The 15,449-nt window shown below is 71.4% G+C and carries 12 protein-coding genes and 1 pseudogene; 6 read left to right on the top strand and 7 right to left on the bottom strand.

Annotated elements, in window-relative coordinates; all coding sequences use genetic code 11:
- Positions 1-63: 63 nt before the first annotated feature.
- Both IM697_RS39700 and IM697_RS39695 read right to left on the bottom strand, forming a co-directional pair.
- Positions 64-819: a decaprenylphospho-beta-D-erythro-pentofuranosid-2-ulose 2-reductase gene (locus IM697_RS39700; protein WP_194041672.1), complete on the bottom strand. Its 756-nt coding sequence runs from the start codon at positions 817-819 to the stop codon at positions 64-66.
- Between the two features lie 32 nt (positions 820-851).
- Positions 852-2,207, bottom strand: a complete 1,356-nt coding sequence (locus tag IM697_RS39695; RefSeq protein WP_194041670.1) for a decaprenylphosphoryl-beta-D-ribose oxidase — start codon at positions 2,205-2,207, stop codon at positions 852-854.
- A gap of 163 nt (positions 2,208-2,370) precedes the next feature.
- Here IM697_RS39695 and IM697_RS39690 point away from each other — a divergent pair, with 163 nt between their 5' ends.
- Positions 2,371-3,393 (top strand): YihY/virulence factor BrkB family protein, encoded by a 1,023-nt coding sequence (locus IM697_RS39690; protein WP_194041668.1) that lies wholly within the window; start codon positions 2,371-2,373, stop codon positions 3,391-3,393.
- Here the strand turns inward: IM697_RS39690 and IM697_RS39685 are convergent.
- Positions 3,341-4,627, bottom strand: coding sequence for a D-alanyl-D-alanine carboxypeptidase family protein (locus tag IM697_RS39685; protein WP_407699576.1), 1,287 nt, complete (start codon positions 4,625-4,627; stop codon positions 3,341-3,343). The two genes, IM697_RS39690 and IM697_RS39685, sit on opposite strands and share 53 nt — an antisense overlap.
- A 91-nt stretch (positions 4,628-4,718) precedes the next feature.
- On the opposite strand from IM697_RS39685, the gene IM697_RS39680 reads away from it, so the two are divergent.
- The 4 genes and pseudogenes from IM697_RS39680 to IM697_RS39665 all read left to right on the top strand — a co-directional run bounded on the left by IM697_RS39680 (position 4,719) and on the right by IM697_RS39665 (position 8,658).
- The gene (locus IM697_RS39680; protein ID WP_062702372.1) at positions 4,719-4,958 is read left to right on the top strand and encodes an SCO4848 family membrane protein; all 240 of its coding nucleotides are present in this window, start codon (positions 4,719-4,721) and stop codon (positions 4,956-4,958) included.
- A gap of 57 nt (positions 4,959-5,015) precedes the next feature.
- Positions 5,016-6,350 (top strand): metallophosphoesterase, encoded by a 1,335-nt coding sequence (locus tag IM697_RS39675; protein WP_194041664.1) that lies wholly within the window; start codon positions 5,016-5,018, stop codon positions 6,348-6,350.
- A gap of 248 nt (positions 6,351-6,598) precedes the next feature.
- Positions 6,599-8,155: an ABC transporter substrate-binding protein gene (locus IM697_RS39670; protein ID WP_194041662.1), complete on the top strand. Its 1,557-nt coding sequence runs from the start codon at positions 6,599-6,601 to the stop codon at positions 8,153-8,155.
- Between the two features lie 96 nt (positions 8,156-8,251).
- Positions 8,252-8,658 (top strand): annotated as a pseudogene (locus IM697_RS39665) (ATP-binding protein).
- 43 nt (positions 8,659-8,701) lie between these two features.
- On the opposite strand, the gene IM697_RS39660 reads toward IM697_RS39665, so the two are convergent.
- Together IM697_RS39660 and IM697_RS39655 are read right to left on the bottom strand one after the other, a co-directional pair.
- Positions 8,702-10,189 (bottom strand): sensor histidine kinase, encoded by a 1,488-nt coding sequence (locus IM697_RS39660; RefSeq protein WP_194041660.1) that lies wholly within the window; start codon positions 10,187-10,189, stop codon positions 8,702-8,704.
- A complete protein-coding gene (locus IM697_RS39655) occupies positions 10,186-10,875 on the bottom strand; it encodes a response regulator transcription factor (protein ID WP_194041658.1) in 690 nt (229 codons plus the stop codon). Before IM697_RS39655 ends, IM697_RS39660 begins: the two co-directional genes overlap by 4 nt.
- 165 nt (positions 10,876-11,040) lie before the next feature.
- Between IM697_RS39655 and IM697_RS39650 the strand changes: the two genes are divergently transcribed.
- Positions 11,041-13,455, top strand: a complete 2,415-nt coding sequence (locus IM697_RS39650; protein WP_194050070.1) for an MMPL family transporter — start codon at positions 11,041-11,043, stop codon at positions 13,453-13,455.
- An 18-nt stretch (positions 13,456-13,473) separates the two neighbouring features.
- Here the strand turns inward: IM697_RS39650 and IM697_RS39645 are convergent, their stop codons facing one another.
- Together IM697_RS39645 and IM697_RS39640 are read right to left on the bottom strand one after the other, a co-directional pair.
- The gene (locus tag IM697_RS39645; protein WP_228044351.1) at positions 13,474-14,304 is read right to left on the bottom strand and encodes a TetR/AcrR family transcriptional regulator; all 831 of its coding nucleotides are present in this window, start codon (positions 14,302-14,304) and stop codon (positions 13,474-13,476) included.
- A 37-nt stretch (positions 14,305-14,341) separates the two neighbouring features.
- Positions 14,342-15,358, bottom strand: a complete 1,017-nt coding sequence (locus IM697_RS39640; protein WP_194041656.1) for a trypsin-like serine peptidase — start codon at positions 15,356-15,358, stop codon at positions 14,342-14,344.
- Positions 15,359-15,449: the final 91 nt, after the last annotated feature.

Here is a 15,449-nt window from a genome sequence, read left to right as displayed (position 1 = left end):
TCCGCCGCTGCGCCCGCCCTTCGCACGGACGACGGGGAACTCAGAACAGGCCCTGGGGGCGCTTCAGACCGGCAGGCGGCGGAGCAGCCCGCGCGGCGTATGGCGCAGCGCCGACATCAGCAGCCTGAGCGCGCCCGGTACCCACACCGTCTCCGAGCGGCGGCGCAGGCCCAGTTCGATCGCCGTGGCGACGGCCTCCGGGGTGGTCGCGAGGGGGGCCTCTTCCAGGTCTGCGGTCATCTTCGAGCGCACGAATCCCGGGCGTACGACCATGACGTGCACGCCGGTGCCGTGCAGGGCGTCGCCCAGGCCCTGGGCGAAGGTGTCGAGGCCGGCCTTGCTGGAGCCGTAGATGAAGTTGGCGCGGCGGGCCCGCTCCCCGGCGACCGAGGAGAGGACGACCAGCGAGCCGTGGCCCTGGGACTGCAGTGCGCCGGCGGCGACCAGGGCCGCGGACACGGCGCCGGTGTAGTTGGTCTGCGCGACCCGCACCGCGTTCAGCGGCTCGCGCTCGTCGCGCGCCTGGTCGCCGAGGATCCCGAAGGCGAGCAGCACCATGTCGATGTCGCCCTCCGCGAAGACCTTGCCGAGCACGGTCTCGTGGGACTCGGGGTCGAGCGCGTCGAAGGCCACCGTGTGCACGTCGGCACCCAGGGCGCGCAGTTCGGCCGCCGACTGCTCCAGGGCGGGCGACGGGCGGCCCGCGAGCCAGACCGTGCGGGTGCGGCGCGCGATCAGGCGGCGGGCGGTGGCCAGCGCGATCTCGGACGTACCGCCGAGGACGAGCAGGGACTGGGGGATGCCGAAGGCGTCCTTCACGAACAGCTCCTAGAGGCGTGGCTGGAGGGTGGTCACAGGGAGAGGCGGCGGGCCAGGTCCGACACGAACACCCCGCGCGGGTCGACCTCCGCGCGCAGGGCGCGGAACTCGTCCACGCGCGGATACATCGCGGCGAGCAGTTCGGGCCGCAGCCGGGCGTCCTTGGCGAGGCAGACCCGCCCGCCCGCCGTGGCCACGTCCTGGTCGAGCGCGTCCAGGAAGGCGCCGAGGCCGGGCAGGGCGGCCGGGATGTCCAGGGCCAGGGTCCAGCCGGGCACCGGGAAGGAGAGCCAGCCCGGATCGGCGTCGCCGAAGCGCTTGAGGACGGCCAGGAAGGACGGGCAGCGGTGCTCGGAGACGCGCCGCACGACCCGGCGCAGGGTTTCCTCCTGGCCGTGGCCGACGGCGAACTGGTACTGCACGAGGCCGCCCCGGCCGTAGATCCGGTTCCAGTGGGGCACGCCGTCCAGGGGGTGGAAGAAGGTGGCGAGCTTCTGGAGTTCGCCGGTACGCGCGCGTGGCGCCTTGCGGTACCAGAACTCGTTGAACCAGCTCACGCCGCGGTGGCTGAGCAGCCCGTCCGGGAGGAAGGCGGGCGGGGCGGGCAGACGGGCGGGGCGGAAGGCGAGCGGCTCCCTACGCGCGCGCGTGCCCTTGCGCAGCGCCTCCAGGGGCGCGTGGTCGCCGCGGGTGAGGACCGCGCGCCCGGTCGCCGCGCCGCGCGCCAGCAGGTCGATCCAGGCCACCGAGTAGCGGTAGTGGTCGTCGGCGGCGGCCAGGCGGGCCATCGCGTCGTCGAGGTCTCGCGCGCGCTCGGTGTCGACCGTCACCAGCGAGGTCTCCACCGGCTGGAGCTGGATCGTCGCGGTGAGGATCACGCCGGTCAGTCCCATGCCGCCGGTGGTCGCGTCGAACAGGGGTGTGTCGCGGCCGACGGTGTGGATCTCGCCGTCGGCGGTGAGGAGCTCCAGCGACAGCACGTGGCGGGAGAAGGACCCCGCGACGTGGTGGTTCCTGCCGTGGATGTCCGCGCCGATCGCGCCGCCGACCGTCACATGGCGGGTGCCGGGCGTCACCGGCACGAACCAGCCGAGCGGGAGCAGCACCTCGATCAGCCGGTGCAGGGAGACGCCCGCGTCGCACAGCACGATGCCGCTGTCGGCGTCGATCGCGTGAATCCGGTCCAGGCCGGTCATGTCCAGCACCGTGCCCCCGGCGTTCTGCGCCGCGTCCCCGTACGCCCGCCCCAGGCCCCTCGGAATGCCCCCGCGGACCCCGCAGCCCCGGACGGCCGTCACGGCTTCCTCGTACGTCCTGGGGCGGATCACGAGGGCGTTGGTGGGGGCGGTGCGGCCCCACCCCGAGACGGCGACGGTGTCGGCAGGCATGTCGGCGACCGTAGCGTCCATATACGGGTGATCAGTTCTGAAACATTCCGTCTCTACCCGGAATGGGTGATTAGTGGGCCGGAAGCGGTAGGGCGCCTGCTACGGTCCCGCGGTTTTGGGGCACCCGGACATCGGTCTCCCCCGCGGAGGGCAGAGTCGGATCATGGACTGGCTGAAAAAACTCCCCGTCGTCGGGTCCGCGGTGACCCGGCTGATGACCACGCACGCGTGGCGGTCGTACGAGCGCATGGACCGCGTGAAGTGGACACGGCTGGCCGCGGCGATGACGTTCACCAGCTTCATCGCGCTGTTCCCGCTGCTCACGGTGGCTGCGGCGATCGCCGCCGCGACGCTCAGCCAGGAGCAGCAGAACAAGCTGGAGGACAAGCTCTCCGACCAGGTCCCCGGCATCGCCGACCAGCTCGACATCGGCGCCCTGGTGGAGAACGCCGGCACTGTCGGCCTCATCGCCGGCGCCCTGTTGCTGGTCACCGGAATCGGATGGGTCGGCTCCATGCGCGAGTGCCTGCGCGCCGTGTGGGAGCTGCCCGACCCCGAGGAGAACGCCGTCCTGCGCAAGGCCAAGGACGCCGGTGTCCTGGTCGGCCTGGGCGGTGCCCTGCTCGTGACGATCGCCGCCTCCACGGTCGCCTCCGCCCTGATCGGCTGGATCACCCGGCAGATGGGCATCGACGAGGGCGGCTGGGGCGGGATCCTGTTGCAGATCGCCGCGTTCCTCGTGGCCGTACTCGCCGACTTCCTGCTTCTGCTGTACGTCCTGACCCTGCTGCCCGGCGTCGAGCCGCCACGCCGTCGGCTGATGGTGGCCGCGCTGATCGGCGCGATCGGGTTCGAGCTGCTGAAACTGCTGCTCAGCGGCTATATGCAGGGCGTGGCCACAAGGAGCATGTACGGCGCGTTCGGCGTGCCGGTCGCCCTGCTGCTGTGGATCAACTTCACCTCGAAGCTGGTGGTGTTCTGCGCCGCCTGGACGGCGACGCAGAGCAAGGACGAGATCGAGGCCGCCGACGAGTCCGAGGACTCCGTGGACGAGTCCGAGGACTCCGCCGGCGAGCCCGAGGACTCCGTGGACGAATCGGAGGACGCGCCCGCCGCGCCCCGTGAACCCGCCGTCAGGAGCGACTCCGACGCCGCACCAGGTCGGGCAGCGGCCAGCGGCGGTTGATCAGGAACGCGCCCGCCGCCAGCAGCACCAGCAGCCCGCCCGTGATCCCGAGCGCCACCCCGATGCCGCTCGAACCGCTCGCGGCCGAGGCGCCCACCGCCGACTTCGAGGACTCCTCGGAGTCCCCGGTGCCCCCGGCCTCCCCGGAGGGGTTCGCACCCGGCTGGGCGCTGGCCTGCGCCGCGCTCTTCGGCGGCACCAGCTCACCGACCGGCCGCACCTTGCCGGCCGCCTGGAAGCCCCAGTCGAAGAGCCGCGCGGTCTCCTTGTAGACCTCGTTGTGCTCGCTCTTCTCCGGGTTCATGACCGTCACGAGCAGCACTTTGCCGTTGCGCTCGGCGACGCCCGTGAAGGTGGCGCCGGCGTTGGTGGTGTTGCCGTTCTTGACGCCGGCGATGCCCTGGTAGACGGGGACGTCGCTGTCGCCGGTCAGCAGCCGGTTGGTGTTCTGGATCTCGAAGGACCCGCGGACCGACTTGCCCTTCTTGTTCTTCGCCGTCGCGCCCGGGAACTTGGCGGTGACGGTCGAGCAGTACTCGCGGAAGTCCTTCTTCTGCAGCCCGGAACGGGCGATCAGCGTCAGGTCGTACGCCGACGACACCTGGCGCGGAGCGTCGTAGCCGTCGGGCGACACCGCGTACGTGTCGAGGGCCTGGAGCTCCTCGGCGTGCTCGTTCATCTCCTTGACGGTGTTGTCGATGCCCTCGTTCATCTTCGACAGCACGTGCACGGCGTCGTTGCCGGAGCGCAGGAAGACCCCGAGCCACAGGTCGTGGACGGTGTACGTCTCGCCCTCCTTTATCCCGACCAGGCTGGAGCCCGACCCGACGTCCGCCAGGTCGGACGGCACGACCTTGTGCTTCATGGTCTTCGGGAACTTCGGCAGCACCGTGTCGGCGAACAGCATCTTCATGGTGCTCGCGGGCGGCAGCCGCCAGTGCGCGTTGTGCGCGGCCAGCACCTCGCCGGACTCGGCGTCGGCCACCACCCAGGAGCGCGCGGTCAGTTCCTTGGGCAGCACGGGGACGCCGCCGGCGAGATTCACCTGAGTGCCGGGCTGCCCCAGCCGCTCGCCGCCCACGGTCGACATGTTCGCCGGAGGAGTGGCCGACGGGCTCGTGCTCGGTGACGGCTTGGGGGCCGCGTAGGAGACGGGCGCGGTCAGCGCGAGGGACGACACGACGGCGGAAGTGACCAGCAGGGCTCGCCTGGTGGTCTTCTTGGGTGCGGGCACGACGGAGAACGTACATGCCGTTGCCATGGAAGTCCCGCTTCTGTCCCCACCCCACCGGGAGGACCGGACACGCGACGGCGATACTGAGTCCATGAAGCTCAGCCGCCCGGTCTCCTGGTTCCTGCTCGCCTTCGGGGTGTGGAGCTGGGTCATCTGGGTCACTTTCGTCAAAAACCTGATCAAGGACAGCAGCGGGCTCGCGTTCGACGACGGCCACCCCACGGCGTACTTCTGGGTGCACCTGCTGCTCGCCGTCGTCTCCTTCGTATTGGGGACGGTCGTCGGCGTCATTGGGTTGCGTGGAGTACGCGCACTGCGCCGGACGTCATAGGAACTCGGCCAGGACCCGGGACGTTCACTCGTCACGCAAGGGAAAGGGAACGTCGGCGTGGTCATCGTCTTCGTGCTTGTGGCGCTGCTCGTGGTGTCCGTCCTGGTGACGGGCAACTGGTGGGTGTGGCGTCGGCTGTTCCGCGACACGACGCGTGCCCCCGGGTTCGTGCGCCGCGCCGGCGTGGTGGTGATCGCCGGCGGCTGGGCGCTGATGGTCGGCGCCCTGGTGGCCGAGCGCACGGGTGCACCCTTCTGGCTCCAGCAGGTCCTGGCCTGGCCGGGCTTCCTGTGGCTGGCCCTGTCGCTGTACCTGCTGCTGGCCTTGCTGGCGGGTGAGCTCGTACGGCCCCTGCTGCGCCGGTGGCTCGAACGGCGGGCGCGCGTCCAGGAGGGCGTACCGGAGCCGGAGCTGGTGCCGGCGGGAGTGACGGCGACCACATCGTCGGTCACCGAGTCGGCCGAGGGCCAGTCGCAGTCACAGTCGTCCGCGTCCGGCGCGGCCCCGACGTCGACGATGACCCCGGCGGCCCCGGACGCCACGGCTCCCGACCGCCCCCTCGCCCATCCCTCCCGCCGCCTCTTCGTCTCCCGGGTCGTCGCCGGTGCCGCCGCCGCGGCCGCCGTCGGCACCGTCGGCTACGGCACCTACGGCGTGCTGCGCGGCCCCAAGGTGAAGCGGGTCACCGTCCCGCTGGCCAAGCTGCCGCGCGCGGCGCACGGTTACCGGATCGCGGTCGTCAGCGACATCCATCTGGGCCCGGTCCTGGGCCGCGGCTTCGCGCAGCGGGTCGTCGACACCATCAACGGCACCCAGCCCGACCTCATCGCGGTCGTCGGCGACCTGGTGGACGGCAGCGTGAAGGACCTCGGCCCGGCGGCGGCCCCGCTCGCCGGGCTCGAGGCGCGGCACGGCGCGTTCTTCGTCACCGGCAACCACGAGTACTTCTCCGGCGCCGAGCAGTGGATCGAGGAGGTGCGCCGGCTGGGTCTGCGCCCGCTGGAGAACGCCCGCACCGAACTGCCGCACTTCGACCTGGCCGGGGTCAACGACGTCGCGGGCGAGAGCGAGGGCCAGGGCCCCGACTTCGCCAAGGCCCTCGGCGACCGGGACAGAACGCGCGCGAGCGTGCTGCTCGCCCACCAGCCGGTCCAGATCCACGACGCCGTCGACCACGGCGTCGACCTCCAGCTCTCCGGCCACACCCACGGCGGCCAGCTCTGGCCCGGCAACCTCCTCGCCGAGCTGGCGAACCCCACGGTGGCCGGTCTGGAGCGGTACGGCGACACCCAGCTCTACGTCACCCGGGGCGCGGGCGCCTGGGGCCCGCCCACGCGCGTGGGCGCGGAGTCGGACATCACGGTGGTCGAGCTGGCGTCCCGTCAGGCCTGAGGGCTCGCACCGGCCTTCGGCGCGGACCTCTCGGCAGGCCCCCGCGGCGCCCCGCCACGCCCTGCCTGTGAACGGGCTGTGAATCCTGCCGGAATCCGTCGTAGGTAAGTTCTTTCCCATGTCGTCAGATTCCCCTTCCCCCTGCTGAAATCCGTGTGATTAGGTGTGCCAGCCACTTAGGGGAGTGGCGGAAATCCATTGCTCATGCGGGGGCCCTTCGCGGGCCTGGGGAGAGGGCGGGCACACCCATGCGTTCGGTTCGCATGCGGATTCTCGCGACGCTGCTGGTGCTGGCGGCCGTGGGAGTGGGCGGCTGGCAGCTGTTGCCGTCGCAGCAGGACGACGGCAGCACCATCACGGTCGGTACGACGGACGCGGTCACGTCGCTGGATCCGGCCGGCGCCTATGACGCCGGTTCCTGGGCGTTGTTCAACAACGTCTTCCAGTCACTGATGGCCTTCGAGCCGGGCGGTGTCACGCCCGTGCCCGACGCGGCCCAGAGCTGTGGCTTCGACGGCACTGGTCTGCGCACGTACCGCTGCGAGCTGCGCGAGGGCCTCACCTTCCCGAGCGGGCGGTCCATGACCGCCCAGGACGTGAAGTTCTCCTTCGACCGGGTCAAGCGGATCAAGTCGGACGTCGGTCCGTCCTCGCTGCTGGACACCCTCCGCTCGGTGAGCGCGAGCGGCCGTACCGTCACCTTCCATCTGTCGTCGCCCGACGCCACGTTCCCGCTCAAGGTCGCCACCGGGGCGGGCGCGATCGTGGACCGGGAGAAGTATCCGGCCGACGCCCTGCGCTCCGACAACGCTGTCGACGGCACCGGCCCCTACACCCTGACCTCGTACACGAAGGACGAGAAGGCGGTCCTCGCGCCCAACCGGAGCTACAAGGGCGCCGTCGGCACCGGCCGTCCCGTCGAACTGCGGTACTACGGCGACGCGGACGCCCTCGACGACGCCTGGAAGGCCAAGCGGATCGACGTCGCCACGCGGACGCTGCCGCCCGAGGTGCTCGCCGGTCTGAACGCCGCCGACCCGGGCCAGCGCGTCTCCGAGGCCGACAGCTCCGAGATCCGCAACCTCTACTTCGACACCCGCGCCGACTCGCCCCTGCACGACGTGCGGGTCCGGCAGGCCATGGCCTGGCTGATCGACCGCGAGAAGCTGGCGGCCACCGTCTACAAGGGGACCGTCGACCCGCTGTACTCGCTGATCCCGACGGGCATCACCGGCCACACCACGTCGTTCTTCGACGCCTACCCCAAGCTGAGCACCGCCAAGGTGCGCGCCCTGCTCAGCGAGGCCGGCGTGAGCCTGCCCGTCCGCTTCACCTACGGCTACGGCACCGGCCGCGGCGCCGCGGCCGCCGAGGAGGCCGCGGAGCTCAAGCGGCAGCTGGAGGCGGGCGGCCTGTTCAAGGTGGCCGTCAAGGGCTATGAGTGGACCGACTTCCAGAAGCGCTGGGCCGGCGGCAAGCTCGACGCCTACGCGGTCGGCTGGGTCGCCGACTTCCCCGACCCGGACACCTACGGCGGTCCGCTGGTCGGGACGGGCGCCACCATGAACACCGGATACAGTGACAAGTCGGTGGACCGGCTGATCACGTCCAGCCAGCAGTACGCCGACCGCGGGGAGGCCACGAAGGACTTCCGCTCGCTGCAGGAGGCCGTCGCCCGCGACGTCCCGGTGATCCCGCTGTGGCAGGCCAAGGAGTACGTCGTCACCAGCGAGGCGGTCGGCGGCGGCCAGTACCTCTCCGACGGCACCGGCGTCTTCCGCCTCTGGCGCCTCACCCGCATCTGACGCGATCTCGCGGCCTTGACGGTCCCCCTGGTGATGCGGGGGGACCGCGCCGCGCTGCACCATGTGACCGAGGTGTGCGCGGGGTGAGGAGCAGACGTGCTGAGACGCAACGCCTCTCGGCTGCCCCGGCACCCGGCGTCCGTCGGGCTCGCCCGGTGCCGGGTCCGGGAACACCTGGCCGACTGGGGCACGGGCCACGTGATCCGGCGCTCGACGACGCGGTGCTGCTCGTCTCCGAGCCGGCCACCAATGTCGTACGCCACGGACCGCTGATGGAGCGCGAGTTCGAGGTGGCCGTCACCGCGCTCGCCGACGGCTCCTGTCTGATCGAGGTGTCCGACGAGGGACAGCTGGAGCCGCGATTACGGGTGGTGGGGGCGTGGGAGGAGGCCGGGCGCGGACTGCGTCTGGTGGAGAACCTGGCGGCGGCGTGGGGGGTGTGGAGCCGGGGGCGCCATGGAAAGACCGTCTGGGCGCTCGTCGCTCCGCTTGGAGTGCCGTGACGCTCCGGGGTGGTGGGGTCTCGCCGGGAGCGCGGCTGCGGGTCTAGTGTGGCCGTTCGCGCAGTTCCTCGCGCCCCTGGGTCGGCAGACTCACCGTTACCCTCAAGCCCTCACCCGGCGCCGTCCGCACCGCCACCTCCCCGCCGTGCGCCTCCACCACGCCCTGCACGATCGCCATGCCCAGCCCGCTGCCCGCACCCCCGCCGGCCCGGAAGAACCGGTCGAAGACGCGGGCCGCGTCCTCCTCGCTCAGCCCGGGCCCCTTGTCCGCGACACACAGCCGTACGACGCCGTCGGCCCGCTCCACCCCCAGCCGCACCGGCACATCGGCGGGCGTGTGGGTGCGGACGTTGCTCAGCAGGTTGCCCAGCACCTGGCGCAGCCCCGCCTCGTCGGCGCGCACGAGCAGGGTGCCGTCGGCGCCGACCGTGATGGGCCGCTCGGGCTGCTGCACCCGCAGATCCTCGGCGGCGTCGCGCACCAGGCGGCTCAGATCGACGTTGCGGAACCGCAGTTCGGGCCGCTGGTCGAGCCGGGCGAGGGTGAGCAGCTCGTCGACGAGGCGTCCCATGCGGTCGACCTCGCCGTTCATCCGGTCCCAGGCGCGCTTGCGCTCGGCCGGTTCCGTCAGCATCCCCTTGTCGTAGAGCTGGAGGTAGCCGCGTATCGCCGACAGCGGGGTGCGCAGCTCGTGCGAGGCGTCGCCGACGAAGCGGCGCAGCTGGGCCGTGCTGCGCTCGCGCGTGCGGTGCGCCGACTCCACTTGGTGGAGCATGGAGTTGAGGGCGACCCTGAGCTGCTCGACCTCCAGGGTGGCTTCGCGGCTGGAGGGCACGCGCCGGGTCAGATCGCCCTCGGCGATCGCCGACGAGGTCTCCACCATGTCCTCCAGCGGCCGCATCCAGCGCAGTACGCTGATCATGGTCAGACAGGCGAGCAGCGCCAGCAGCAGGGTCCCGACGGCCAGGTCCATCTTGAGGGCCTTGCCCATGCCCTCGTGCAGGCCCTCGGTCGGGACGGCTATCAGCACGACGGTGCCGTCCGACAGCTGCGCCCCGACCATCCGGTAGCGCTCGCCCTCGACCTGTACGTCCCGCGGCTCCTCGGCGGCGGCGAGCGCGGCCGGGTCCTTCGCGGCGGCGGCCAGGGCGCGCTGGCGTGCGGTCGGCTCCAACGGGCCGAGGGCCACCGGCCGTCCGGTGGAGCCGACCGCGACGTACACCATGGACGGGCCCGGCAGCGGATCCGTGTCGCGGGCCCCGCTGTCGTTGAACGTGTCCAGGGCGACGCCCAGTTCGCTCAGGGACTCGATCTGGCGCAGGGTGAACCCGGCGTTGCCGAGCGTGGTGCGCGCGCTCTTCAGCTCGGTGTCGACCTTGTCGAGCAGATAGAACCGCGCCGTCATCAGACTGACCGCGGTGGCGACGGCGATGCCGACGGCCAGCAGCGCCACGTTGGCCAGCGTCAGCTTGCCGCGCAGCGAGTGGATGCCGCGCCGGCGACCGGCGCGCGGGACGCAGGGGAGCCTCATGCCAGCCCGTATCCGACGCCCCGCCGTGTGGTGATCACCGGCGGTCCCAGGGCGTCCAGCTTGCGCCGCAGATAGCTGATGTAGGTCTCCACGACGGTCGAGTCGGGCGGGGTGTGCTCGTACTGCCAGACGTGGCGCAGGAGCTGGTCCTTGGGCACGATCCGGCCGCCGTTGCGCACCAGGAAGCGCAGCAACGCGTACTCGGTGGGGGTGAGCTCCACGGTGCGGCCCGCGCGGCGCACCGAGTACGTCGCCTCGTCCAGCTCCAGGTCGCCGTATCTGAGCGGTGGCCGCTGCGGCAGGACGTCGGCCGGCCGGGTGCGGCGCAGGACGGCCGTGAGCCGGGCGATGACCACGTCGACGTCGAACGGCTTGGTGATGTAGTCGTCGCCGAAGCCGAGGGCGCCGACGATCTCGGCGGGCGAGTCGCGTGCGGTGAGGAAGACGAGCGCCAGGTCCGGGCGGCGCTCGCGCAGTTCACGTCCGAGGGCGCGGCCGTCGCCGTCCGGGAGCATCACATCCAGCAGCGCCGCGTCCGGGCGGGTGCGCTCGGCCAGGGACAGCGCCTCGCGGACGGTGCCCGCCGTCATCACCTCGAACCGGTGGAAGCGCAGGGCGATGGCGAGGACGTCGGCGATGCTCTCCTCGTCCTCCACGACCAGCACGGTGCCAGAACCCGTCGTCATGCCCCCAGTATCGGCGGGCCCACTGACAACGGGGCGAGTCGGCGCTTTGGAGTTCCTTGAGAGTCATGGCGTACGCATCCCCGCACCTGCGTGCCGGCGCCAATCCTGTTGCCCAGGACCTGGGGGACCAACCGACCGACTAAGGAGCGTTGAAGCGTGGCGGCATTGGCACGGTGGTGCTATCGGCACCGGCTGGTGGTCCTGTTGCTGTGGTTGGGGGCGCTTTTCGGCCTGGGCGCGGCGAGTTCGAGCGCGGGCACGAACTACGCGAACGTCTTCTCCCTTCCGAACACGGACTCCACGACGGCGTACGACCTGATGGAGAAGGCCTTCCCGGAGCGCGCGGGCGACACCGACACGGTGGTGTGGAAGGTGGACGAGGGGTCCGTACGGGACGAGTCCGTACGGTCCAGGATCGAGCCCGCGCTCGAGGAGATCGGGCGGATGAAGGGGGTCGGCGAGGTCACCGACCCGTACGCGGCACAGGGAACGGCGCAGATCAGCCGGGACGGGCGGATCGCCTACGCCCAGGTCACCTTCACCGAGCAGGCGAACGCCGTCCCCAAGGAGCTGATCGAGGACGTCGTCGACACGGCACAGGCCGCCGGGACCGACGGGCTCCAGGTCGAGTTGGGCGGCCAGGCCATCGCCCGCACCCAGGAGCCGCCGCAGGGCACCGCGGAGGCGGTCGGCATCCTCGCCGCGGCGGTCGTGCTGTTCCTCGCGTTCGGTTCGCTCTTCGCGATGCTGCTGCCGATCGTCGTGGCCGTCGCGGGCGTCGGCACCGGCATGATCGCGACGATGCTGATGAGCCATGTCACGGACGTGCCCGAAGTGGCCCCGCTGCTCGGCTCGCTGATCGGCCTCGGCGTCGGCATCGACTACGCCCTGTTCATCGTCACCCGGCACCGGCGCGGCATCCTGCGCGGCATGAAGCCGGAGGAGGCGGCCGTGACCGCGCTCAACACCTCCGGCCGCGCGGTGCTGTTCGCGGGCGGCACGGTGTGCATCGCGCTCGCCGGGATGCTGGTGATGAACATGCGGTTCCTGGACGGCGTGGTCGTCGCGACCTCGCTCACCGTCGTCCTGAGCGTGCTCGCCGCGATCACCCTGCTGCCGGCCCTCCTCGGCCTGCTCGGCATGCGGGTGCTCAGCCGCCGGCAGCGGCGCCGGCTCGCCGTGACGGGACCGGAACCGGCGGAGGCGAGCGGACTCGCGGCGCGCTGGTCGTCGTACGTCCAAAGGCGGCCGCGCCCGGTCGTGGCGCTGGCCGTCGTCGTCATGGCGGCCCTCGCGATCCCCGTGCTGTCGCTGCGCCTCGGCGCCACCGACCAGGGCAACCACCAGGAGTCGACCACCACCCGCCAGGCCTACGACCTGCTCGCCGAGGGCTTCGGCCCCGGATTCAACGGCCCGCTCCAGGTGGTCGTCGAGGGCGACGCCCCCGCCGGGCTGGTGGACGGCATCCGCTCGACCGAGGGGGTCGCCCAGGTGGCCGACCTGCCGCCCGCCAACGGCGTCACGGTCATCCAGGTCGTACCGGACACCTCGCCCCAGTCCGAGCAGACGGACCAGCTGATCGACCGGCTGCGCGACGACGTGATCCCGCAGTCCGGGGCCGAGGCCCATGTCGGCGGCGTCACCGCGGTCTTCAAGGACTTCGCCTCGGTGACCGGCGAGCGCCTGCCGTACTTCATCGCGACGATCATCGCGCTCGGCTTCCTGCTTCTGCTGGTGGCCTTCCGCTCGCTGGTCGTCCCGCTGACGGCCGCCTTGATGAACCTGATCGCGGCCGCCGCGTCCTTCGGCGTCCTGGTGGCGATCTTCCAGTGGGGCTGGGGCACCGAGCTGATCGGCGTCGGCAAGGAGGGCCCGATCACGTCCTTCCTGCCGGTCATCATGCTGTCCCTGCTGTTCGGCCTGTCCATGGACTACCAGGTGTTCCTGGTCAGCCGGATGCACGAGGAGTGGGTGCACACCAAGGACAACGCGCGCGCGGTCCGCGTCGGCCTCGCGGAGACCAGCCGGGTCATCAACTCGGCCGCCCTGATCATGATCTGTGTGTTCAGCGCGTTCGTGCTGAGCGGCGACATGGAGGGCGCCATGGCGGGCATCGGTCTCGCGGCCGCCGTCGCCCTGGACGCCTTCATCCTGCGTACGGCACTGGTGCCGGCCGCGATGCACATGCTCGGCAGGTCCAACTGGTGGCTGCCGGACTGGCTGGAGAAGCGGCTGCCGCATCTCGCGGTCGAGCCGAAGGAGGAGGAGCCGGTGGCCGAGGAGGCGGAGCCGGTCGGGGCGGGCCGCTCCTCGGTGGTCCACGGATTCGTCCGCACCGCCGACGGCGAGCCGGTCGAGGGCGCCGCGGTGACGCTGCTGACGAAGGGCGGGCGCCGGCTGGACGGGGTGACGTCCCTGGCCGACGGCTCCTACATCGTGTCGGTGCCGGCGCCGGGGACGTATCTGCTGGCGACGAGCGCCGAGTCGTACGGGTCCAGGGCCGGGCAGGTGGTCGTGACGGACGGGCCGCTCGTGTGCGACGTCGAACTGGTCGACGGGGAGGTCGACGCGGTCAACTGACCAGTCCAGCAGGCGGATTCAGGGGCGCTCGTCCTCGGCGGGCGCCCGTCGGCCGCCGGTCGTCCAGCCCGCCTTCCGGTCCGCCTTCTTGCCGGTCTTGCTGTCCGTCTTCCGGTCCGTCTTCTTCGCCGGATCCGGAATCGCGTTCGTCATCCCCGGCAGGAAGTCCGTGAACAGCTCGTGCACCTCGTGCACCAGCGGCCGCAGCACCCGGAACCGGGCCAGCGACACGCCCCGCGCGGTCAGCCGGGCGCCGCGCTCGGCGAGCCGGTAGCTGCGCTCGCGGCCCTCGGTCCGGTCGAAGACCCAGTACAGGACGAGCCCCATCTGGGAGAGCCACATCAACTCCGGCAGGACGTCCCGCAGCTCCTCGGGCACCTTGGTCTTCGTCGCGCCCGCCAGCACCTCCCGGTGGATGCCGATGGCCTCCACGCGCGCGTGCTCCGACTCGGCGGAGAACGGGCTGAGCGGGCTGTCGGGGTCGGCGGCGTTCTTGAAGAACTGCACCGCGAACTCGTGGTACGGCGTGGCGATGTCCAGCCACACCTTCAGCACGCCCGCGAGGCGCGCCTCCAGCTCGGTCTCGGTGGCCAGGACGTCCCGGATCGCCGCCCGGTGCTCGGCGGCGATCCGGTCGTAGAAGCCCTGGATCAGATGTTCCTTGCCCGCGAAGTAGTAGTACGCGTTGCCGACCGAGACCCCGGCCTCCTGGGCGATCGCCCGCATCGTCGTCTTGTCGTAGCCCCGCTCCTGGAACAGCCGCATGGCCGTCTCCAGGATCAGGGCACGGGTCTGCTCGGACTTGCTGGGCGCGTCGCCCTGTTCAGGGCGGTCGTTCTTCGAGGACACGGAACGAGAGCCTAACGAGTGCCGTTTCGGCCGACCGTCAGGAGCCCTGTGCCGTCTGGTACAGGTTCTGGGCGTCGGCACCGAAGTACGGGCCGTACATCCGGTTCGGCAGGAAGTTGTACTTGAAGCTGTTCACCGAGGACAGCAGGCCCTTGCCCGTGGCCTCGTCGAACTGTGTGAACCAGGGGCCGCCGCTGGAGCCGCCGGTCATGTTGCAGTTCATCCCGTGGTCGTCGGACAGCAGGAAGTCCCGGTTGGTGGTGCCGCTGCAGTAGATGAACTTCTCGCCGTCGTACGGGGCGGCGGCCGGGAAGCCGAACGAGTACATGCGCAGGTTGTAGCCGGTGTTGAAGGCCAGTCCCTGCCCGCCGACGACGTCCGTCAGGAGCTTGCCGTCCAGCGGGGCGACGACGGCGGCGCCGACGTCGTAGTTAATGTCCTCGCTCGCCGTCCACTGCGGTGTGGACAGGGTCTTCGACGCGGTCCAGCGGCCGTAGGGGGCCTGTCCGTCGTGGTAGCCGGGCACGAAGACCCAGTTGGTGTGCCAGGCGCCCTCCAGCTTCACACAGTGGCCCGCCGTGATCACGGTGCTCTTGTTGTCGCTGGTGACGGCGTTGCCGGAGCAGGACGCCGTACGGCCCTGGTAGGTGAAGAAGACGCGGCCCGCCGTGGAGACGACGGCGCCGCCGCCGGTCCACTGGGCGCCGCTGTTCGGGAAGGCCATCAGGCCGATGTCGGACGCCGCCTTGCCGACCGCCGCGGTCGGCGCGACCGTGGTCGCCTTCCCCTTGAGGGGCGCCGAGCCGCCGTCGAAATGCCCGTTGGCGGTCACGAGGTCGAGCGGGGTCGCCTCGCGCATCCGCTCTGCTGTCCAGAAGTCACGGGCCTGCTGCTGGGCGTCGGCCGAGACCGGGCTGACGCCGGCGGAGATGTCGGGCCTCGGCGCGGCGCCCGCGGGTGTGGCGAGGGCGCCCGCGGTGAGCAGCGCGGTGACGCCGACCAGGGCGCCGAGGAGGGAGCGGGGTATGCGGGTGACGCCGGGTATGCCTCTCACGCGTACTCCTTCTGCGATGGGGGGACCGGGCGGCCGGATGACCGCCCGCGAGCGACAGTCGGTGCGAGTGCGGAGTGGAGAACCTGAGGCA

The sequence above is a fragment of the Streptomyces ferrugineus genome (assembly GCF_015160855.1).
In the GTDB taxonomy this organism is placed as follows: domain Bacteria; phylum Actinomycetota; class Actinomycetes; order Streptomycetales; family Streptomycetaceae; genus Streptomyces; species Streptomyces ferrugineus.
Note: the sequence above shows the minus strand (reverse complement) of the source record. Positions and strands in the feature narration are given on the sequence as shown.

Coding starts and splice junctions, on each gene's coding strand:
- IM697_RS39695 (WP_194041670.1), bottom strand. CDS start 2,207: ATGCCTGCCGACACCGTCGCCGTCTCGGGGTGGGGCCGCACCGCCCCC.
- IM697_RS39690 (WP_194041668.1), top strand. CDS start 2,371: ATGGACTGGCTGAAAAAACTCCCCGTCGTCGGGTCCGCGGTGACCCGG.
- IM697_RS39680 (WP_062702372.1), top strand. CDS start 4,719: ATGAAGCTCAGCCGCCCGGTCTCCTGGTTCCTGCTCGCCTTCGGGGTG.
- IM697_RS39670 (WP_194041662.1), top strand. CDS start 6,599: ATGCGTTCGGTTCGCATGCGGATTCTCGCGACGCTGCTGGTGCTGGCG.
- IM697_RS39660 (WP_194041660.1), bottom strand. CDS start 10,189: ATGAGGCTCCCCTGCGTCCCGCGCGCCGGTCGCCGGCGCGGCATCCAC.
- IM697_RS39655 (WP_194041658.1), bottom strand. CDS start 10,875: ATGACGACGGGTTCTGGCACCGTGCTGGTCGTGGAGGACGAGGAGAGC.